A 21,871-nucleotide genomic window follows, 5' to 3' on the forward strand; every position below is an offset into this window, starting at 1 on the left:
TGATCAATAAACCAGCAGAAAACGGATCAGCCTGAGACAAACGAAACAGTTCATCAAAAAAGAAAAATGGATGTCTAATCATACACTCTGCCTTAATCAGGCAAGTTACCGTGTTAATGGCAAGCAGGTGATCAAGCCGATCAGCCTTGAGTTGGCTCCCGGCAGAATAACCGCCATTCTCGGACCTAATGGTTCGGGCAAAAGCACGCTGTTAAAGATGCTTTCCGGTTTGATCACGCCCGATAGCGGAGCAGCGTTACACGCTGGAAAACCGCTGGTGCAATGGCACAGAAAAGCACTGGCCCGGAAGCTGGCACTGTTACCTCAGCACTCACCCGTGCCCTTGGGAATGTCAGTTTCTGAACTGGTCGCCTGTGGCCGTTACCCCCATGCAGGCCCCTTTGGCCGGATGAAGTCCAGTGATCGTCGGGCAATCAACACAGCGCTGGCTCGGGTAGATATGGTGGACTTCGCCAAGGAACGGGTCGATCACCTGTCCGGGGGAGAAATGCAGCGGGTATGGCTGGCAATGGTACTGGCCCAGGAGACCGGCATTTTATTGCTGGATGAGCCCACCTCATGGCTTGATATTGCCCATCAACTCCAGCTGCTCGATATCGTCCGGACGTTGAACCTTGAGCAAAATACGACAGTCGTCTGGGTTCTTCACGACCTTAATCAGGCGCTGCAATTCAGTGATGATGTGGTGTTGATGAACCAGGGAGAGCTGGTACGACAGGGCAGGGCGGACCGGGTAATCGACACGGACGTTATTGCTGATGTGTTTGGTGTTAAAACCACCAGGGTTCAGCCAGAAGGTTATGATCACCACCTGTTTTTGCCATCAGCGAACAGTTCACCAGAGCCGTTGCCGAGTGTATCCGACAAGGAAGTTGCCTGAATGTCAGTATCTTTCAATGCCAGGCTACACGCTGCTTTTACCTTACTCTTGCTACTCACCACTGCGGCTCAGTCAGCCGGGGCATCATCTTTCGATTCAGGCGAAAAAAGACCCGATAAGATTGCCGCCCTTAATTGGACCCAGGCGGAAATGTTGCTGACCCTGGGCATTACACCTGCGGGGGTCACGTCAATCAAAGGGTATAAGGAGTGGCAATCCAATAGTCCGATAATGCCAGACGGGGTTCAGGAGCTGGGCTTAAGATCCGAACCATCACTTGAGGCCATTGCGGCGCTCAAGCCGGATTTAATACTGGGCTACCAATGGCGACACAATCGAATTATTGCAGAGCTGGAAGCCATTGCTCCCACGGTGCTGTTTACCCAGTATCCCACAACAGACAACCCTTCAAACTACTACCACAGGATGCAGAGTGTCTTTCGCTCTGTCGCCCGGCTGACCGATCAGACGACTCTGGCTGAGGAAAAGCTGCGGGAAATGGAGCAGCTAATGGGTCAGGCACGGCGTCGTATCCAGCAAGCCGGTATGACTGGACAGTCAGTAGTGGTTGGCAAATTTGTGGGAATGGGCCTTGGGCTCAGGGTCTATGCCGATGCGTCCATGGCGGGGGCCATCGTTAATGAGCTGGGTCTGGTGAATAGCTGGCACAGCGCTCTGCCAGGGCGGGACTTTACCCATGTTGACCTGTTAAAGCTGACCACCATTGGTGATGCCAGCCTGCTTATTATCGGTAGTCAGCCTGATGACCTTCCGGTCATGACCCGTTCTCCGGTATGGCAGGCTATCCCGGCGGTCAGGGAAGGGCGGGTTCACTATTTGCCAGCACTGTGGTCCTTCGGAGGACCGTTGTCCGCAACCCGCATGGCAACGGCAATCGTGTCACAACTGGCACCGGAGGCATGATGAATTACTCCGTACCCTTTAAAGCAACCAGCGTCTTCCTGTCGGTATTTCTGCTGTATGTGGTGGCCGTGGCAATATCATTAATGACCGGCCCATCAGGCATTGACGCCAGTTTGCTGGTCGATATGCCATTTTTTCCATCGTCAGTACCGGGCGGAAGTATCCGCGAGCATCAGCCCCTCAATGCAACCATTGTTACCTGGTTGTTACTGCCCAGAACCCTGATGGCTTTACTCTGTGGTGCAGCCCTGGGCGCGGCCGGAGTACTGATTCAGGGCGCAACCAGGAATCCCTTTGCCAGCCCTGCAACCCTGGGCGTTAATGCCGGGGCCATGGTTGCGATTGTGATGGGATCGGTATTGCTGCCGGATATTACCGGGCAATACCCGGTCGTGGTGGCATTTACCGGCGCAATAATCACCACATTACTGGTCTTCCGTCTGGCCAGTGCCATCAGCAATTCACCGGTTAACCTGGTGCTGGTGGGGATGGCAATCACCCTCTCTTTTGGTGCTATCAGTGCTGGCATGCTGATGTTTTTCGAAAACCGTCTGGATGGGTTGTATACCTGGGGGGCCGGTAATCTCTCCCAGTTCGATTTTCAGGCGGTTCAGCACAGCTGGCCAATAATCCTGCTGTTCACCCTTATCGCGTTATTCTTTGCCCGGCAACTTGACCTGATTACCCTGGGGGCAGAACAGGCCCAAACCCTTGGGGTAAATGTACGACATACCGTTGGCTTTTCGTTGCTGATTGCCGTGATCCTGTCTTCTACCGTTGTCAGTCAGGTAGGGATGATCAGTTTTGTTGGCCTGATCGCACCTCATATTGCCCGGGGCCTGGGCTGTCAGCCGGTATGGTCGCGACTGCTGCTGGCTTCGGTGGTGGGGGCATTGTTGCTGCTCAGTGCTGATATCGCCGCACGATTGATCCCGATAATGGTCTCGGACTCCCATTACAGCTTTCCCGCTGGCGTCATGACCACCATTGTTGGAGCCCCGTTTATGATTTTTCTACTGACGCGGAGAAACCGGGTCGGTGCACTGGGGACAACGCCGGGAGAAACAGGTATACGCGCACTGTTCTCTATGAATCCGAACCGCACTCTGGCAGTTCTGTCCTTACTGTGTCTGATATTGATGGGATTGAGCCTGTTCAGCCAGATAGAGATGACGTTTATGCATCTGCGCTGGCCCAGGGTCATGAGCGCTGCGTTTGCGGGTGCGGCACTTGGGGTTTCCGGTCTCGTGTTACAAACATTAACCCGAAACCCACTGACCAGCCCGGACGTATCGGGATTAACGACAACCGCTGTTTTATTTATTGTTCTGGGTGCCGTCCTCTACCCGGGAATAGACAGTTTTGGTTTAATGCTGTTAGCCATATCCGGCAGTGGTATTGCGTTGATCCTGTTGCTGACCCTGAGCCGTCTGACCGGTTTCAATCCACTATTATTTGCCCTGGGCGGTCTGTGCCTTTCGGCGGTTGCCACCACCCTGATCAGTATGGTGCTGGTTCTGGGCAGCAACCAGTCCAGTGAAGTGCTGATCTGGCTGTCCGGCAGCACCTATGCCGTGACGGATGAACGCACCTATCCCCTGTTTTCAGCCGTTATCATCCTGCTTCCCATTTTGTGGATGATGTGGCGCAGGCTCGATATTCTTCAGCTTGGTGCTTATCTGCCCACACTGCTCGGTATTCGTGTATCCGTAACCATTGCGCTGCTGCTGGTAATCGTCGCGTTGCTCAGTGCTTTCAGTGTGGCTGCCGTAGGCGGGGTGTCCTTTGTCGGACTGATGGCTCCCCATATCTGCAGAGTGACCGGTATGTCCAGTCACCGCCATCTTATTCCTGCCGCGGCCATTACCGGGGCATTGTTACTGGTCAGCAGTGACTGGTTATCACGAACCGTTATCGCTCCCTTTGAAATACCCTCAGGCCTTCTGGTTTCCGGTGCCGGTGGTATTTACTTCATTCTTCTGCTGCTCAGCGGAAAATACATCCAGCAACGTTAATTTAATAAAAGAAGTAAAGAGGCCTGCAGGAAGCAGGTCCTGCATAACTACAAGGACTTAATAAGAATGACAATCATTACTCATGGAAAAGTCGAAAAATGACGTGTAAAAAAATACCTCTGCCACTCATGGCGGCGATTTCTCTGGTTACCGCCGCTCAGGCGACCGCAGCTTCAGAGACAGCGGTGACCACCGTGGACCAGATAGTGGTTACCGCCTCCCGGTCAGAATCCAGCATTTCCAATATTTCTGGTACGGTTCAGGTAATCGGCCAGCAGGAGATTATTCAGCAGTCCCAGCCGGGACAGAAGCTGGCGGATGTTCTTGAACAGGTGATTCCAGGGTTTGGACCCAGCACGCAAACGGTGACAGACAGAACCCAAAGCCTCCGTGGCCGGAAAGTATTGGTCCTGATCGATGGCATATCCCAAGCGGAGAACCGTCAGATCAGCCGACAACTGAACTCTATCCGGCCAGAAAATATTGAACGCATCGAGGTTATCTCCGGTGCCAGTGCAATTTATGGTGGTGGCGCTACTGGCGGGATTATCAATGTCATTACCCGTAAGCCTGAAACCGATGAGCTGCAGTTTGCTTCGGAAGCAGGATTCAAAGTATCCGGTGATGAACTGACCACCTGGACACTTAACCAGAATATCAGTGGCCGCTCCGGTGCCTTTGACTATCTGTTCAGTGGCACCTATGAAAGTCGTGGTGGTATTTTTGATGCAGACGGTAACCGGGTTAACCCTGATCCATCCCAGGTCAGCCGCATGGATACCGATAGCAAAGATGCGCTGATTAAACTTGGGTATGACCTGACCGACCAGCAGCGACTGGAGGCAACGCTGCAATTCTTTGATGACCAGATGGATTCTGATTTTGCACCCGATATTTCATCCGTACCTGGTGGCAATATTGCCGACTCACCCGCAGCCCTGAAAGGACTTGAGCTGGAAAAACAGCCTTACAGTCAGCGACAGTCTATTGACCTTGTTTATAAAGACGACGATTTTCTGGGCAATAACCTTCAGGCACAGACCTACTATCGTGGGCGTGAAGCCCGATTCTTTCCCTATCCCAACGTCATTCGAGGAGTAGGTACATTTATAAACCAATCGACGTCTACCGCTGAGGTTTTTGGAGTAAAACTGAACCTTGACCGTTCGCTGAATAATCAGCTCAAGCTTTCCTACGGCCTTGATTATGATGTGGACGATGGCGAGCAAAGAGGGCAGCTGCATGATTTAGCAAAATATATAGCCAGTGGTGGCAGAGTTATTGAGCCCACAGGCCCAGAGTATGAATATGGTCCTGATGTTGAAACCAAAACCCTTGGGCTTTATTTGCAAACCTCCTATGATTTAACCTCACAGCTGACGCTGAATGGCGGTATCAGGTATGAGCGTGCAAGGCTGGATATCAGTGATCATATGCCTCTCGCTGAAACTTGGATTGCACAACAATTAGGGATAACAAAAACTCCACTGGAAGGTGCCGTTAGAAAATACGACGATACGCTGTTTAATCTTGGCTTCGTCTTCCATCTGAATCAAAGTAATGAGCTGTTCGCTAATTACTCACAGGGTTTTGATGTACCCGATGCGTCGAGAATTCTGCGTGATACGGTCTCCCCGGTTAGTCGTCTTCCTAATAGCCTGCCGCTCCCGCGAACCAATATTTCTGAAGCAAACCTCGATGCCATCAAGACGGATAGTTTCGAGCTTGGATGGCGGGGCAGCTTTGACAATATCTTTGCCAATGTCTCCGTCTTCTACAACGAATCGGACAAAACCATTGCCTTTAATGAAGATTACAATGTAGACCTGCTGGATCAAAAAAGAAAAGTCTACGGTATTGAGGGTGCTATTGAATATTTCCTGAATGATTACTGGTACGTCGGGGGTACTTACGCCTTTACTGAAGGACGCAGCTATTACAAGGAAATAGGGGAGTGGCTGGACCTGCAAGCAGCGGATGTCTCACCGGAGAAATTTACAACATTTGTCGCTTATGATCAGGGAGATCTTAATGTCCGCCTGCAATCCATGACCTTCCTGGATTATGACAAGGGGAAAAGTTACAGCTCTTCCAGCCAGACGGTGACAGACCGTGAAATTGATGGATACACAACCGTTGACCTTCTGGTTTCCTACGACCTTCCCATGGGCACCCTTAAAGCAGGAATAACCAACCTGTTGAATAAGGACTACGAAACCGTATACAGCCAGTGGGCCAGGACAACCTACAATGGTATCAGTGCACACAAGGCTGAAGGTCGAGCCTATAACCTGAGCTACCGGGTCGAGTACTGATAAGGCATCAAGAGCCTGTTGACATTTCGTTGCGGGCTCAGTTTGTCAGGTTGCTGATATACGACAGCTTGTTTTTACATTATCAATCAACGAATTCTCTTCTTTTTCGTGGGAGGTGAGCAGGAATCCAGCCGCCCACCGGTCTGGGCTGAGTTCAACCGGTTGTGTTTTCCATGGGGTGTCACCCTCCGTCGCTTCTCTTCGGGTTTGTTAAGACGCCACACCCTTATGGTCCCGTCAAGAGAACAGGAAGCCAGCCCCCCATCAGGCAATGCTGTGACGGATGTCACACACGCGGTATGCCCCTTCAGTATTGCCACGCATTGCTGATCGTCTGGCTTGCTCAGATCCCACACTCTTACGCTCAGATCACCAGGACCCGAGCAGGAAGCCAGACGCCCATCGGGCAATTGCGTGACTGACAACACTATGCCGGTATGCCCATTCAGCGTCGCCACGCATTGCTGGCCGTCGGGCTTGCCCAGATCCCACACCTTTACGGTATTGTCAAAAGATGAACAGGAGGCCAGCCGCCCATCGGCCAATACCGTGACTGACACCACCCAGCCAGAATGCCCTATCAACGTCGCTACGCATTGCTGACCGTCGAGCTTGCCCAGATCCCACACCTTTACGGTCCCGTCATGAGCGCAGGAAGCCAGCCGCCCACCGGGCAATACCGTGACTGACCTCACCCAGCCGGTATGCCCATACAGCGTCACCACGCATCGCTGGCCGAGATCCCACACCTTTATGGTTTGATCAACAGAGCAGGAAGCCAGCCGCCCATCAGGCAATACCGTGACTGACTGCACCCAACCGCTATGCCCATACAGCGTCGCCACACATTGCTGGCCGTCTGGCTTGCTTAGATCCCACACCTTTACAGTCCCGTCATCAGAACAGGAAGCCAGCCGTCCATCAGGCAATAACGTGACTGAGTTCACCCTTTGAGTATGCCCAATTAGCGTCACCACGCATTTCCGCCGACCTGACCTGCCCAGATCCCACAACTTCACGGCCCGGTCATCAGCACCGGAAGCCACCAAACCATTGGCCAATGCCGTAACTGAGTTCACACTCCTGTTATGCCCTCTCAGAACGGCCACACAGGCTCTCCAGGCTTTGCTTCCCAGATCAGCAAAGTATTGATTGCTGACGAATCGGTAATAGGCAAGCCGTAATAAACGGTCATGAATTTTATTGCCTGGAACAGCGGGTATATGCCTGTTTCCAATTATTTTTCTATAGCCTTCAAAGGCAGAGCCATAATATTGAATGGCCAGTTTTTTCAGTTTTTCTTCTGTGTTGAACAGTGTCATTAAACGCTTATTTGTTAAAGCCAGGCTTCTAACATCAACGAAAGACAGGTCGTTAGAAATTTTAACCAGGAGTTCATTTGGCAATACCATTAAAGAAGACACCTGTTCTGGATGAACAACCGAAATCCCCGCAGTGGTTTTTTCCCCTGTCTGGTTGCCCGATGGATATGTTTCCCGGGGATAATGAGGGGAAGAACCGTTAGCACTATCAGCGATATTATTAGCCATGCAGTCTCTGACCAGTGAATAGCTCTAAAGTTCTTTTCCCGGAAATATAATAATCAGTCTGCGTGAATTCAGGTTATATCACTCCGCCCTGATAAAGAGTAAAGCCCTATTCACCTCCTGACCCGACTATAAAAAAATCGTTAATTAATAAATAAATGAATTAATGAGTGCATGAATCTGGTTCTGAAGACAAAATAAGGGCTCGAGGCAGGCCATTGCGTGGCAACTTTCATTAAGATACCACTGCTATTTTTTACATCATTAAACGATTTTTCTTCTTTGTATGAGGAGGAACAAGGAGCCAGCCATCCATGACTTTGTTCATCCTGTCGATGTGCACATTCTACGCCGCCACGCATGGCTACCCTATTACATGGTTTCAATGAGTTTGACGTGTACAATCTCCGTTCACCCTGAGCGGAGTCGAAGGGTGCTTGGCACGATCTATCAGAGACCGGAGTTTCCGCCTTTAGGCCCTATGGGTCCTTCGACAGGCTTGGGACGAAGGGTGTGCGGAGGCACGACAACCCGTCAAACTCATTGAAACCATGTACTACCCGTTGGACTCTCTCAGATCCCATACCTTTACGGTATTGTCAGCAGAGCAGGAAGCCAGCCGCTCACCGGGCAATGACGTAACAAAGACCACCCAGTCGGTATGTCCATGCAGCGTCGCCACGCACGGCTCTCCGTCGGGCAAGCTCAGATCCCATACCCTTACGGTATTGTCAAAAGAGCAGGAAGCCAGCCGCCCATCGGGCAATAACGTGACTGAGTCCACCACACCGTTATGCTCACGCAGCGTCGCCACGCAGGGTTGCCCGTAAAGATTGCTCAGATCCCATACCTTGACGGTCTGGTCAGAAGAGCAGGAAACCAGCTGCTTACCGGCCAGTGGCGCGACTGAATTCACCCTGTTAGTATGCCCATTCAACGTTGCCACGCATGGAGGCCCCCGGAAATTGCTCAGATCCCACACTTTTACGGTATTGTCCTCAGAGGAGGAAACCAGCAGCCCATCAGGCAATTGCGTCACTGAATATACCCATGACTTATGACTTTCCAGCGTCGCCACGCATTGTTGCCCGTCGGGCTTGTTCAGATCCCAGATCTTTACGCTCCTGTCAGTAGCACAGGAAGCCAATCGCCCATCGGCCAGTGTCGTGATTGATTTCACCCTGCCAGTATGCCCATTCAGCGTCGCCACGCATTGCAGCCCGTCGGGCTGGTTCAGATCCCACACCTTCAGGGTCTTGTCATCAGAGCAGGAAACCAGCCGACCGTCGTGCAATGTCGTGACTGAGTTCACCCTGTCACTATGTCCATTGAGTGTCACCACGCATTGCTGCCCGTCGGGCTGGTTCAGATCCCACAGCTTCAGGGTCTTGTCAAAAGAGCAGGAAACCAGCCGCCCATCGGCCAATGCCGTGACTGAGCTCACCCTGTCAGTGTGCCCCTTAAGTGTCGCCACGCAGGTTTTTTGGGTATTAATTCCCAGAGACTTCAGGTATTTATTACTTGTGTTTCGATGATCAGCAAGCCGTAGGCAGGAAGCCGGTCGTTGATCGGCCAATGCGGTGCATGAGTTCATTTCGACGGTATACCTTTTCGACGCCACCCAGGCTTGCCAGGTATTATTTTCCAGAGAAGCCAGGTATTGATTGCTTAAGCATCGATGATAAGCAAGCCGTAATACCGGGTCATAAATTTCATTGTTCGGAACAGCAGGTATATGTATATCCCTGTCTTCAATCAGGTTTCTATAGGCTTCAAGGTCAGAGCCATAATATTGAAGGGCCAGTTTTTTCAGTTTTTCTTCTGTGTTGAAAAGTGTAATCAAACGCTTGCTGGTTGTAGCCAGGTGGCTAACATCAACGAAAGACAGGTAGTCGGAAATTTTAATCAGGAGCTCATTTGGCAATGCCAGTAAAGGCGACACCTGTTCCGGAGGAACAACCGAAACCCCCTTCGTAGTTTTTTCTATTGACTGGTTATCAGACGGGTTGCTTCCCTGATAGTGGTTAGGTGGAATATTATCAATATTAGCGATATTTCTTTTCACACCATTTCTGACCGGTGAACAGTTCTAAAGTTCTTTCTCGAAATGCAAAAATCAGCAGCCTGAATTCAGGTAATATCACTGGGCCCTGATAAAAAGTAAATCTCTATCCACTTCCCTACCCGACGATAAAAACGTCGTTAACTCAATAAATAAATGAATTAGTGAATGCAGGAATCCGGTCCCGAAAGCATGATCAGGACTCAAGGCAGGCCATTGCGCGGCAACTTTCACTTCAGATACCACCGGTAATTTTTACATCATTAAACGATTTTTCTTCTTTTTCGCGGGGGGGAGCAGGAAGTCGGCTGCCCATTCAGCGTTACCATGCATTGCAGCTCGTCTGGTTTGCCCAGGTCCCACAACTTTATGGTCTCGTCAAGAGAGCAGGAAGCCAGTCGCCCACCGGGCAATGGCGTAACAAAGAACACGTCTTTGCTATGCTCTTTCAGTGTCGCCACACATTGCTGGCCGTTGGGCTTGCTCAGATCCCACACCTTAATAGTCTGATCATCACCACAGGAAGCCAGCCGTCCATCGGGCAATAGCGCAATTGACTTCACCCAATCGGTATGCCCATTCAGCGTCACCACACATTCCTGGCCGTTGGGCTTGCTCAGGTCCCTCACCTTAATAGGCCCCTCATGAGAACAGAAAGCCAGCCGCCCATCGGGCAATGGCGTGATTATGAACATCCAGCGGAGCGCATTCAGCGTTGCCACACATGCCTCACCGGCGGGCTTGCCCAGGTCCCACAACTTAATGGTCTCGTCAAGAGAGCAGGAAGCCAGCCGCCCATCGGGCAATGTCGTAACACAGGTTACCCAATCGGTATGCCCATTCAGCGTCGTCACACATTCCTGGCCGTTGGGTTTGCTCAGGTCCCACACCTTAATAGTCCCATCATGAGAACAGGAAACCAGTCGCCCATCGGGCAATTGCGTAACTGAATCTACCTCCCTGGTATGCCCGTTGAGCGTCGCCACGCATTGCTGGTCGTCGGGTTTGCTCAGATCCCACACCTTTACGGTTGTGTCTTCAGAGCAGGAAGCCAGCCGCCCATCGGCCAATGCTATGACAGAGCTCAGCAGGGAGGTATGCCCATGGAGCGTCATGACGCATTGCTGCCCGTGGGGCTTGCCTGGATCCCATACCTTTATGGTCTGGCCAGCACAGGAAGCCAACCGCCCATCAGACAATAACGTGACTGAGATCACCCCGGAGGTATGCCCATTCAGCGTCGCCACGGAGGTTTGCAGGGTATTACTTTCCAGAGAAGCCAGGTATTTATTGCTTACGTATCGATGATAAGCAAGCCGTAATAAAGGGTCATAAATTTCATTGCCCGGAACAGCAGGTATATCCCTGTTTTCAATCATTTTTCTATAGGCATCAGAGGCAGAGCCATAATATTGAGCGGCCAGTTTTTTCAGTTTTTCTGCTGTGTTGAAAAGTGTAATTAAACGCTTGCTGGTTGTAGCCAGGTGGCTAACATCAACGAAAGACAGGTAGTCAGAAATTTTAATCAGGAGCTCATTTGGCAATGCCAGTAAAGGCGACACCTGTTCCGGAGGAACAACCGAAACCCCCTCTGTCGTTGTTTCTCCTGCCTGGTTACCAGACGGGCTTGTTGCCTGGCAGTGGTCAGGGTACATGGTATCAATATCAGCGATATTTCTTTTCACATCCTCTGACCGGTAAACAGTTTAAAATTCTTTCCTGCAAAGACAATAAATCCGATTTAGCCGCTTGCTGAATCCACATTATGAAAAATGTGGATCATTCAGTTTGCCAACCCCGGTATTTATAGGTTATTTCCCGATACAAAAGGACGAAAAGATGCGCCCCAGCAGATCATCACTGGAAAAGGTTCCGGTAATTTCTCCCAGGGATTTCTGAGCAAGGCGAAGGTCTTCAGCGAGCAGCTCACCGGCTCCAAGGTGCTCCAGTTGCTGTCGACCGTTCTCAATGTACTCTCCCGCCTGTCGCAATGCCTCCAGGTGACGACGCCGGGCAGAAAAGCTACCTTCCATCGCCCCTTCAAATCCCATGCAGGCTTTCAGGTGCTCCCTGAGAGCATCAACCCCGTGCTCGCTTTTCTGGTCATTACAGGCACAAAGTCGTATAACCGGAACACCATCCACTTCTGAAAACCCGGGCTGTTCACCGGTAAGGTCGATTTTATTGCGAATGATGGTCAGTTTCTCCTGAACGGGCAAACGGTCGGCAAACTCTGGCCAGATATCATGAGCATGGGTTGCCTCGGTTGATGATCCATCCACCATCAGCAACACCCGGTCAGCTTCTTCAATGGCTTTAAAAGCCCGCTCGACACCAATCTGTTCCACCCGGTCTTCGGTTTCACGCAGACCGGCGGTATCAATCACATGCAGTGGCATGCCATCGATATTGATATGCTCTTTCAATACATCCCGGGTAGTGCCGGCAATATCGGTGACAATAGCCGTGTCCCGGCCGGCCAGAACATTCATCAGGCTGGATTTTCCGGCATTGGGCCGACCGGCAATCACTACGGTCATGCCATCCCTGAGAATCGCGCCCTGGCCCGCTTCACGGATAACCTCACCAAGCTGTTGCGTGATACTGGCCAGCTCACCGGTGACTTTGCCATCGTTCAGGAAGTCAATTTCCTCTTCCGGGAAATCAATAGCGGCCTCAACATAGATTCTCAGTTCGATCAACGACTCCACCAGTGCATTGACCCGTTGTGAGAAAGCGCCTTGCAGTGAGCGTAAGGCGGAACGTGCCGCCTGCTCTGAAGTGCTGTCGATCAGGTCAGCAATGGCCTCAGCCTGGGCAAGATCCAGTTTGTCATTCAGAAAAGCCCGCTCGGAGAACTCTCCGGGGTTTGCCTGACGGACGCCCAGGGCAAGAATGCGTTTCAGCAGCATATCAAGGATGATGGGGCCACCATGGCCCTGAAGCTCAAGCACATCCTCACCGGTAAAGGAGTTGGGGTTGGGAAAATAAAGCGCGATGCCTTCATCCAGAATCTGGCCACAGGCATCATGAAATGGGGTGTAGTGGGCAAAGCGCGGTTTAGGCTCCAGCGTCAGTACTTCTCTTGCCACACGCAGGGCATCAGGACCCGACACCCGAATAATACCCACGCCTCCCCGACCGGGGGCTGTGGCCTGGGCGACAATGGTATCCTGGTGAAGGTTGCTGAAATCAGACATAACGAGCCATCGGTAACTGCTAAAACGATGGCATAGTCTATGCCCGGTGCCTGTTTTAGTACAGGATCATGAGCTGATCTTGCGGGGCAATTTCAACTGGCTGTTGTCACGGAGCTTGTTGATATCTCTGTTGATAAAAGCATCCGGGTTGAGTTTATAGAGGTCCTCCATCAAGGATGTCCAGTTGTCATAGTCCGGATACAGAGGCAAGAGTTTAATCGCCACCATGCTGATGGTATAGCCTTCAGGAACCTTGTATACCGGAGCCTTACCGGTTCTGGATAGCAGTGAGTTACTGATTTTATTGTATGAAGGGGCGGTCACATTCCCTGTGGTTTCCTCAGGCTGTCTTACGCTGAGGGGTTCCCCTTTCATACGTTCCACCGGTTTGGATGATGTGGATGTGCGATCCATAGTGTGTTTGGGGGATTGTTTCTCTGGTAGCTGCAACACAGTCCCTTTTTTGATCGCACCAATATCATTATTTACAAACAGTGAGGGGTTTAGCTTTGCCAGTTCCTGGAGTAAGTCATACCAGCTGTCGAACTGTGGATAATCGGGGATCAGCTCATGGGCAATGGCAGCAAGACTTTGACTTGCAGTGACCTTATAAATAGTTTCTGTCTTCTGCTGCACCGGCTGCTCTGCAAACGTCGATGGCATTTTTCGGTTCAGCTTTGCCAACGTCTGATGTGTTTTTTCCGGCTTACGGTGAATATCGGTATTTGTTGTCTGCGCTTCTGCTTGCTCCGAAGTGGGAGAGAACCTCCGCTCTTGCTTTGCTAACGCCTGATGTGCTTTTTTCGGCTGACTGCTTTTCGTATCGGTTGCCTGTGCTGCTGATGACTGCTGAGCGGCAGCGGCCCTCTTTTTGGCTATTTCGGCCAACTTCTGCCGTAATTCCTGCCGCTTACGGTGATTATCAGCGTTGGATCTCTTTATTTCTGGCTGCTGTTCAGCCAACTCCTGATTTTCCGCCTCAATCTCAACCACACCGGCATCAGGCATGATCAGTATTTCATTCGCCCGAAGCCTGTTTGGATTACCGTCAGTGAAAGCCCCGGGGTTCATATAAACGATCTGTTGCATCACCCCTCGCCATCCAGTGGGATGGGGATATTTATACTTCATTCTCCAGGCAATCGTACTGACATTGTCGCCAGCCGCAACTCTGTAAAGATGATCATTTTGACGGGCATCAGGGAGGTTTAACAGGGTTCCAGCGGGTATCTTGTTGATATCACCGCCGATAAATGCATCAAGGTTATTTCTCACCAGACCTTTCATTACCCAGCGCCAGCCCATTGAGCTCCGGTCAGCCTTGCTCAGCCTCATGGCGATAGTGCTTAGCGTGTCACCTTTGGCAACCCGATACGTTTTCTGTCCTGCCATCAAATTGCCACGGGGCATGGCTTTATCAAGACGATCAGGATGACCGGCGTCAGGGAGGTTTAACAAGGTTCCCACACGTAGCTTGTTAATATCACCGCCGATAAATGCGCCAGGGTTACTGCTCACCAGACCTTTCATGACCTCTCGCCAGCTGCCCGGATAAGCGTTGCTTAGCTTCATGGCGATGGAGCTTAGACTTTCACCTTTGGCAACGCGGTACGTTTTCTGCCCTGCCATTGAAGAGGGTTGAGCATCGTTACGGTTGATTCTTCCGGTCAATACGTTATCTGCTGTCCCGGATGGACGGTTTTCCCTGGCCTGCCTGTATCCATCCAGTTTCTTACGCAATGCTGCCAATGCCTGCGTTTTGGCAACATCACCGGAGGTCTTTGACGGTGAGGTATCCTGATGAAACGATTGGTCGGAAGAGTGGTTCGGTTCCTGTTCGTAGGACTTCAGTTTGCTGCTTAATGCCGCCAACGCCTGCTTTTTAGCGGTGTCATCGGGTGTTTTTGCCGGGGCGCTATTCTTGACAACTTGTGGCTTTTTCCCGCCCTTGATATCTAACAGGTTAAAAGCAATGTGTCGCCCGTTGTTGCCGGGACGAATTTCATAAATGCCATAGGCCTTTTTTCTTCCCGCCGAAAACCTGACCACAGCCGTCAGTTGCCTGGCATTGATGTTACGGGTCGAGCGAGCCCTGAGCACCGTTTCTCTGTTGCTATTCGCCGTTATATCAAACTGAAGACCCGCAACCTGCTGATTATAATCGATGCCTTGTCGGTAATAGTCGGTAATTGAGCCCAACTGAACCTTGAGGTTGTCTTTGCCGGCAAGGCCTTCTGGCAGGTCTTTGATGATAATGGTTGAGTTTAACGAGTGGCTGACCGTCGAAGGTGCTTGCCCGTGTTGACTGTGGGCAACGTTGGTTTTGCCCGAAGGCTTGGCTGTATCAGATGTTTTTACCGAAGCCCATGATACCTGATTGTTTCCCTGGAGCGTTCCTGGCAGTTGCAACCGCGTATTAACCCGCAGTTTATTGATATCACCATTAATGAAGGCCTCTGGATTCAGAGAGGCCAGCTGGTTCATCAGGGTTCGCCAGTTGGCCACTTCCGGATACCGGGGCAGCAACTCCATGGCAATGCCACTGATGCTTTGCCCCGCCTTGACCCGGTAATGCCCGCCGGAAGACATCGTAAAAACATCGGCGTCTGACGCGGTAATACTGGTCTCAGAGGGTAATGGCTGAACCGAAGTGTAGGGCTGTCGGGCTTTGGCGGTGGTAATCGGCTGTTCAGGCTTATGGTCAGCGTTAAGCAGATTTAAGGTAACTTGCTGTTTGTTACCGGGCGTTAACTTGAAATCATAGATGCCATATATTTTCTGACTTCCCACCGTCAACTTGATCACAGCCTTCAGTTTGTTGGTGGTAATTTCCCGAACAGAGCGAACCTTGATCAGCGGCTTGCCATCACTATCTTTGGCCACTTTAAAGCGCAGACTGGAGACCTGCTTGTCATACTCAATATTATGCCGGGAAAATTCGGTAATAGAGCCAAGCTTTACCTTCAGCTTCTTATTGGTAAGTTCTGACGGCAGAGCATCAATGGCAATGGTCGCATTGAGTAGTTGGTACTGATCAGTACCAATGGTCATATACCCCAGCTCAGGATTGGCTGATGCGCTCCCGATAACACTGCTTACTATGGCTGTGCTTATCAGTTTTTTAATCATGTTGCTGATCTTATCCAGTTAGCCCAACGTGGGAAGGCCAAGTTACTAACTGTTTATCGGTTCAGCCCCCGGCAACTGTAGAAAATTCAGGCGCTATTTTTTACCGCATCAGCATGCCTGTGGGCAGGCACTTTTCAGAAGAGGGTTTTATCAAAGCGAAGGTGAGGAGAAGAGAGGGGAGCGAAGCAGCTTTAACCGGGAAAGCTGCTTGGCAAAAGGCTTAGCCTTCTTGTTCGATTTTGCGGGTAATAATGTACTGCTGGATAATCGACAGCACGTTGTTGGTCACCCAGTACAGAACCAGACCCGCCGGGAAGAACAGGAAGAAGAAGGTGAAGATCACCGGCATCATCTTCATCACTTTAGCCTGCACAGGATCTGGCGGTGTCGGGTTCAGCATCTGCTGAATGAACATCGAAGCCCCCATGATCAGCGGCAGGATAAAGTACGGATCCATCTGGGACAGGTCGTGAATCCAGCCCAGCCATGGAGCCTGACGCAACTCCACCGACTCCAGCAGAGTCCAGTACAGGGCAATGAACACCGGCATCTGGACCAGAATCGGCAGACAGCCCCCCATCGGGTTGACCTTCTCCTTCTTGTACAGCTCCATCATGGCCTGAGACATTTTCTGGCGATCATCGCCATACTTCTCTTTCATCTCCTGAAGCTTGGGCCCCAGTTTGCGCATTTTCGCCATGGAGCGGAAGCTGGTGGCATTCAATGGATAGAATACCGCCTTGACCAGTACCGTCAGCAGAATGATGGACCAGCCCCAGTTACCAACCAGCGAGTGAATCCACTTCAGGATGGTAAACAGTGGCTGCGCCAGGAACCAGAGCATGCCGTAGTCAACGGTCAGCTCAAGACCATCGGACAAAGACTTCAGGTTTTCCTGGTTCTTTGGACCAACATACAAAGTGGCACCGGTCTCAATGGTTTCACCGGGCTGAGCCACCATGGCATCGTCATAGAAGCCGACGAAGTTGTAGCCATCTTTGTTCTGCTTGGTGTAATACTGATGGGCTTTCTGTTGATCAGGAACCCAGGCACTGACAAAGTAGTGCTGGAGCATGGCGGCATAACCACCCTGAACCCGCTCTGCAAATGCCTTATCAGAAAAATCATCAAATGGCAGCTTGGTGTACGGCTCATCATTCGAACGAACCGCTGCGCCCAGGTAAGTATTCATTGGCGCTTTGGAGTTAAGCTGACTTGGATCTTCTGAATTATCCCGCTTCAGCTGGGCATAAAACTGATCACGCCACACCTTATTGCTGTTATTGATCACCTGGTAATGAACAGCAACATCGTAGCGGTCACGATAGAAGGTGAAGGTTTTGGTAATGTCGACGCCATCCATGGTTTTATGGAGATCAACGGTCAACGTGTTCTCACCATCCTCAAGCGTGTAATTGGCCTGCGTTACCTGGTAAACCCCGCGAAGGTTGTTCGCGTCCGGGCCATCGGTTTTTGCCAGCGCACTCTGTGCAGTGAAGACACAGGTGGTTTCTCCCTGACAGTCCGGGCTGTTCACCAGAAGCTGGAAAGGCACCGTTGGCTCACCTTCTTCCGGCAACCATGCCGGGTATTGCGGCAGGGTCAGGCTGATGATATCGCCACCGGCAGGGTCAATCAGCGCATCAATGGTATTGGTCTTGACGCTGATAAGCTGGGCAGAAGGTTTTACCGCACCATCGTCGGTGGCGGGAATAGTGTTGCCATCAGTCAGCGACGGCAGATCGGAACCAGCTTGACTGCTGGATACGGAGTGAGCGACGGATGCCGACTTCGGCGTACCGGGATAGTCTTCATTCCATTGCTGCAGTGTTAAAACACCAACTACAGCAATAGCGCCGATCAGGAGTGTTCTTTGGAAATCCATGAGTTCCGGGCCACACATTCAGGTGAATGAATATGATTGTCTGATTGTGTCCGATGATCACCAGAATCTTTTTCCGGTACCGGGTCAAATCCTCCTGGATGCCAGGGGTGGCACCTCAGTAGTCGGAGCAAGATAAGCTTGCTACCAGTCAGAAAACCATGACGATTTAAGGCTTCCAGGCCGTAGGCAGAGCAAGAGGGGTAAAAGCGGCACCGGCTGGGCATCAGAGGACTTAGCGCATAGCGGTATATCCTGATCAGTCCGGTCAGCAATGATCGGGGGATAGTTGCTAATCTGCCCATAAATGCCTTCATTTTGTCGGCGCCCTTAGTCCTATAGAAAACCCTTGGCTCTATAGCAAGCCTTTAGCCAGATCAAAGCCTTATTGCTTATTAACATGCCCTGTGCGGGCAACAGCCTCAGACAGTCGACACTCAACTGCGGCTGTTTTATAAGAAAGCTTTCTGAGCCTGGTCGAGCCGAACAGGAAAAACCCCGGGGCTTCCTGTTAACTCTGGCATTTTCTTCAGGTTGGATATCAACGTGATGCCGACGCTTCCCATTCGTGCAGCCTTCGTTTCAACCTTTGCCACTGCTGGTTGAGTAGCAGGTTCAGGTCACTGTCATTCAGATCACTGAAACCTTTCCGGACCAGAACGACAATATCCAGGTTACCAACTTCATCCTGTTGCAGACGAAAGGTTTCCCGGATATGACGTTTGGCCCGGTTTCGGCCAACGGCAGTACGAATATTTTTTTTGGCAACCACCAGTCCCAGTCTTGCCCGGCCAAGCTCATTGGCTTTTGCCAGTATCAGAAGCTGTCTGCTGGATACCTTGATATCCGTTGTATCAAATACCTGTTTGAAATCAGCCGAGGAGCGTAGCCGTGATGCACGGCTAAAAGATAAGCTCACACTGATGCTCTCTTAGCCACAGGCGGTTGATCAGGCTGACAGACGCTTGCGTCCCTTAGCTCGACGACGGTTGATTACCGCACGGCCGTTCTTGGTAGCCATGCGCGCACGGAAGCCGTGGTTACGCTTGCGCTTCAGGTTGCTTGGCTGGAAAGTTCTTTTCATCGTGGTTACTCGTCTTAATGGACTTACAAAAGACGGGCATTCTAAGTAATTGCAGGGTTAGCGTCAATTTGCATTTGTCAAGAAGCACCGCATTACTACCCGTTGTTTCTCCCTACACTTCCTTCGCTCTTTCCGTCCCGGGTTGATGATCATCGCCGTAAAGCTGGTTTTCAATTTTTTCCCGGCAGGTTCTGCCCTGCATTGCACGAATTTTCTGCAGGTTGCCCAAAGGGGTGGCCTTAGCGATCCGGCTGTTTAATACACCATCATTTTTCAGGCGGTTGCGCCATTCATTGAACTTGTTGGCAGCCTCGTAAAACGCGGCCGACAATGCCCTGATCCGCCGGATCTCTTCGGTACCATCAGCAGGGTCCCGGTCCCGGGCAATATCTCCGTAGAGATGCCCAAGCATCGACAGATAGGAAGCGGTGGTAAATGCCATGGACAGACTGTGCTCAAAATCTGTTAACTGCTGTTTGGCCGTCTCCAGCGGATGATCTTGCCATCGCCGTTTGTGATTCTCCAGAGCCAACGGTTCTGCATGGAGAAAACAGAGCCAGTTTAAGGATTTATCGATCACCAGATGACGCAGTGCATCACGGGCTACTCTGATGTCGGCGGTCAGGGGAATGCACTCACTCCGGGCCAGCCCGAACTGGCCAAGCAGGGGGCTTTGCTGGGGGATTACCGAGAATTCAATGATCTGCTCCCCTGCCTGCACTGATTGACTTAACAACTGCAAATACTGGCGGTTATTGGCCAGCTCCCGCAGGCGCCACAAATCCAGCCGGGCGATGGTGGCTTGCTGAAAATCCCAGTTGACCTTTTCATTGGCTGCCAGGAGCAACTCATAGGCCTGGTCGTACCCCCGGCAGGATATGGCATGGGTAACCGACAGACTCAGGATCGCCATATCGTATTGGGTAAGCCATTGGGTTTGACGTTGCGGAACAACGGCCTGGGCAATATCCACTGCCGGCCGGTTTTCAGCACCAGCTGCTTTATTTGCCCTGCCTGTTTTGTGGCTGTCGGCTGCTGAACGCTCTTTGCCGCCCCTGGAGCCCGCTCTTTTATATTTGGACCGCTTGCCTTTGTTTTTATTTCTGGGGGCTACAGCCGATGACCGTTTTGGCATGTCATCACTCAGCAGCCAGTCATCGTTCAATGCAGGGGAATTCACCACTGAACTGGCTTCAGCACTTAACTCCAGGCTGTCGCGGACCTCGGCCAGCTCACTCTGCAGCTTGACTGCACCTAAACTGCCATAGTGTTCCAGCACATCATTGAGTAAACCGGAAATTTTCAACAGGTCCGGTTCCCTGGATTTTAACAACAGCAGAGCCAGCTTCAGCTTGCCCGCTTCCACACCACGCATAATGGCTGATTCAATACTGGCAATGGCTTCTTCAGTATTCGCATTTTCTTTACTCATCTGGAGTGAGCCAAGCAGCCAGAAAGCCTCTGGCAAACGGGATAACCGGGCCTGAGCAATGGCCTTGTCGAGCTGTCCATCCAGATAAGAGATCAGGCTTTTCAGGTAATATCTCAGGTCATCATTCTCGACTCTGGCAACACTATCCTCACAGGCATAATTGATCAGAAACTCCATAAGGGCATACAACGCCGGATTATCCTGGCCATCGTTACAGGCCGCTTTCTGCGAATTTACCAATAGTTCTTTGACGGATGACAGCGAGCGGTTCTGGTACAGAGTCTGCAAAGCGATCAGGCCAATGTCCGGCGAGCAGAATCCGCTTTGCCAAAAACCAAGACAGTAGAACGCATACTCGAGCGTACAGGTCTCATCGAATTCGCCAACGCCCATAAAATCCTTTCTTATGCCCTTGACGTTCTGGATCGTGGTGGTGGTTAATTCAAGCAAATGCGCTTTTATCTGCTGCCATTGAGTGGGCAAATCCTCAGCATCCTGTTCCAGGCGGAATATCGGGTCTGAGGTAACCAGTTGTTCAACAATGTCATACAGCTTTTCACATTTGGCAATATCAAGACTGTAACAGCGGATGTTCCCCAACGAAGTCATGATTTGGCCAAACAGAATCTTCGACAATCTCTGATCGTCCATGGTGGGATCATCGGCCGAATAGAGGCAGGACATACGCAGCCGGGCTCTCTCTTTATCAATCTCCCGAATTAGGCCATCGTCCAAAAGAGCGACCACCTTGCGGTTGATAACCAGAGTGTTAGCACTTCGACCTCTATCAGAAATTACCAGCAGGCTCAGATACCAGATACACATAATAAACAGCTCTTGCTGTTCATCAGGAGTATCTGGCTGGTAACTGAGCAAACACTCCACAAGCTGATCGTCATAATGGCACATCTGCTGTTCCAATCTGTGGAGCTTGCAGTTGTTCCTCATCGATGGATCCAAACTCAACGCATCCTGCACGAATATGCAGTTAAAACACAAACGCTGAATCCTCTCAGACAACATTGACAAGTTTTTGTTCCTGGCAATTTGACCGATTTCCAGGGTCAACTTTGGAATCATTTTACGGAACAGACTGATTTTACTCTGCAATTGATTCCTATCCAGGCAACAATAGTACCCGATTGCCTTAAATCCCCCGTATGTCGGCATAAATTCCATTTCTAACAAAGGATTTATCTTGTACCGGTTCAGCTGAAAAACGGTTCCCTTTGAGATCTGCCTGAATCCATTTCTACCTTCCCGGGCAGTCGAGTTTATATTGGCCACGGACTGCTCGGGCAGTTTCTTTTCTGTTTGACTGGCATCCTTCACACATCGCCCGAAAGCACCCTGGCTAGCCAAGTGCCCTGTGACCTCATT

At 51.1% G+C, this 21,871-nt stretch carries 14 protein-coding genes; 4 read left to right on the top strand and 10 right to left on the bottom strand.

Features of this window, described 5'->3' with window-relative positions:
• The first annotated feature begins 70 nt into the window (after positions 1-70).
• The 4 genes from ACO6UX_RS02220 to ACO6UX_RS02235 all read left to right on the top strand — a co-directional run bounded on the left by ACO6UX_RS02220 (position 71) and on the right by ACO6UX_RS02235 (position 6,155).
• Positions 71-901 (top strand): ABC transporter ATP-binding protein, encoded by an 831-nt coding sequence (locus tag ACO6UX_RS02220; RefSeq protein WP_422444451.1) that lies wholly within the window; start codon positions 71-73, stop codon positions 899-901.
• Positions 902-1,825: an iron-siderophore ABC transporter substrate-binding protein gene (locus tag ACO6UX_RS02225; RefSeq protein ID WP_422444453.1), complete on the top strand. Its 924-nt coding sequence runs from the start codon at positions 902-904 to the stop codon at positions 1,823-1,825. It begins immediately after the preceding gene.
• Positions 1,822-3,840 carry an iron ABC transporter permease gene (locus ACO6UX_RS02230; protein WP_422444455.1) on the top strand — a complete coding sequence of 673 codons (2,019 nt, stop codon included), beginning with the start codon at positions 1,822-1,824 and terminating at the stop codon, positions 3,838-3,840. The genes ACO6UX_RS02225 and ACO6UX_RS02230 overlap by 4 nt, the downstream gene beginning before the upstream one ends.
• Positions 3,841-3,938: 98 nt before the next feature.
• Positions 3,939-6,155 (top strand): TonB-dependent receptor, encoded by a 2,217-nt coding sequence (locus ACO6UX_RS02235; RefSeq protein ID WP_422444457.1) that lies wholly within the window; start codon positions 3,939-3,941, stop codon positions 6,153-6,155.
• An 86-nt stretch (positions 6,156-6,241) separates the two neighbouring features.
• Here the strand turns inward: ACO6UX_RS02235 and ACO6UX_RS02240 are convergent, their stop codons facing one another.
• The 10 genes from ACO6UX_RS02240 to ACO6UX_RS02285 form a co-directional block, all read right to left on the bottom strand.
• Positions 6,242-7,705, bottom strand: coding sequence for an F-box/WD repeat-containing protein (locus tag ACO6UX_RS02240; protein WP_422444459.1), 1,464 nt, complete (start codon positions 7,703-7,705; stop codon positions 6,242-6,244).
• A 553-nt stretch (positions 7,706-8,258) separates the two neighbouring features.
• Entirely contained in the window at positions 8,259-9,767 is a 1,509-nt protein-coding gene (locus ACO6UX_RS02245; protein WP_422444461.1) for an F-box/WD repeat-containing protein, read from the bottom strand.
• A 260-nt stretch (positions 9,768-10,027) separates the two neighbouring features.
• Positions 10,028-11,449 carry an F-box/WD repeat-containing protein gene (locus ACO6UX_RS02250; RefSeq protein WP_422444463.1) on the bottom strand — a complete coding sequence of 474 codons (1,422 nt, stop codon included), beginning with the start codon at positions 11,447-11,449 and terminating at the stop codon, positions 10,028-10,030.
• Between the two features lie 126 nt (positions 11,450-11,575).
• Complete coding sequence (mnmE, locus tag ACO6UX_RS02255) at positions 11,576-12,964, bottom strand: tRNA uridine-5-carboxymethylaminomethyl(34) synthesis GTPase MnmE (RefSeq protein ID WP_422444465.1); 1,389 nt, start codon at positions 12,962-12,964, stop codon at positions 11,576-11,578.
• Between the two features lie 66 nt (positions 12,965-13,030).
• The gene (locus ACO6UX_RS02260) at positions 13,031-16,093 is read right to left on the bottom strand and encodes a LysM peptidoglycan-binding domain-containing protein (RefSeq protein ID WP_422444467.1); all 3,063 of its coding nucleotides are present in this window, start codon (positions 16,091-16,093) and stop codon (positions 13,031-13,033) included.
• 220 nt (positions 16,094-16,313) lie between these two features.
• On the bottom strand, positions 16,314-17,978 hold the full coding sequence (gene yidC, locus ACO6UX_RS02265; protein WP_422444469.1) for a membrane protein insertase YidC: 1,665 nt from the start codon (positions 17,976-17,978) through the stop codon (positions 16,314-16,316).
• Positions 17,954-18,292, bottom strand: a complete 339-nt coding sequence (gene yidD, locus ACO6UX_RS02270) for a membrane protein insertion efficiency factor YidD (protein ID WP_347710303.1) — start codon at positions 18,290-18,292, stop codon at positions 17,954-17,956. The genes yidC and yidD overlap by 25 nt, the downstream gene beginning before the upstream one ends.
• Positions 18,293-18,516: 224 nt before the next feature.
• Complete coding sequence (rnpA, locus tag ACO6UX_RS02275; RefSeq protein ID WP_101748624.1) at positions 18,517-18,894, bottom strand: ribonuclease P protein component; 378 nt, start codon at positions 18,892-18,894, stop codon at positions 18,517-18,519.
• 30 nt (positions 18,895-18,924) lie between these two features.
• Entirely contained in the window at positions 18,925-19,059 is a 135-nt protein-coding gene (rpmH, locus tag ACO6UX_RS02280) for a 50S ribosomal protein L34 (protein WP_081622094.1), read from the bottom strand.
• A gap of 112 nt (positions 19,060-19,171) precedes the next feature.
• Positions 19,172-21,451 (bottom strand): hypothetical protein, encoded by a 2,280-nt coding sequence (locus ACO6UX_RS02285; protein ID WP_422444472.1) that lies wholly within the window; start codon positions 21,449-21,451, stop codon positions 19,172-19,174.
• Positions 21,452-21,871 lie beyond the last annotated feature (420 nt).

The organism is Endozoicomonas sp. ALB091 (genome assembly GCF_049310265.1).
In the GTDB taxonomy this organism is placed as follows: domain Bacteria; phylum Pseudomonadota; class Gammaproteobacteria; order Pseudomonadales; family Endozoicomonadaceae; genus Endozoicomonas.

Coding starts and splice junctions, on each gene's coding strand:
- ACO6UX_RS02220 (WP_422444451.1), top strand. CDS start 71: ATGTCTAATCATACACTCTGCCTTAATCAGGCAAGTTACCGTGTTAAT.
- ACO6UX_RS02225 (WP_422444453.1), top strand. CDS start 902: ATGTCAGTATCTTTCAATGCCAGGCTACACGCTGCTTTTACCTTACTC.
- ACO6UX_RS02230 (WP_422444455.1), top strand. CDS start 1,822: ATGATGAATTACTCCGTACCCTTTAAAGCAACCAGCGTCTTCCTGTCG.
- ACO6UX_RS02235 (WP_422444457.1), top strand. CDS start 3,939: ATGACGTGTAAAAAAATACCTCTGCCACTCATGGCGGCGATTTCTCTG.
- ACO6UX_RS02240 (WP_422444459.1), bottom strand. CDS start 7,705: ATGGCTAATAATATCGCTGATAGTGCTAACGGTTCTTCCCCTCATTAT.
- mnmE (WP_422444465.1), bottom strand. CDS start 12,964: ATGTCTGATTTCAGCAACCTTCACCAGGATACCATTGTCGCCCAGGCC.
- ACO6UX_RS02260 (WP_422444467.1), bottom strand. CDS start 16,093: ATGATTAAAAAACTGATAAGCACAGCCATAGTAAGCAGTGTTATCGGG.
- yidC (WP_422444469.1), bottom strand. CDS start 17,978: ATGGATTTCCAAAGAACACTCCTGATCGGCGCTATTGCTGTAGTTGGT.
- yidD (WP_347710303.1), bottom strand. CDS start 18,292: ATGAAGGCATTTATGGGCAGATTAGCAACTATCCCCCGATCATTGCTG.
- rpmH (WP_081622094.1), bottom strand. CDS start 19,059: ATGAAAAGAACTTTCCAGCCAAGCAACCTGAAGCGCAAGCGTAACCAC.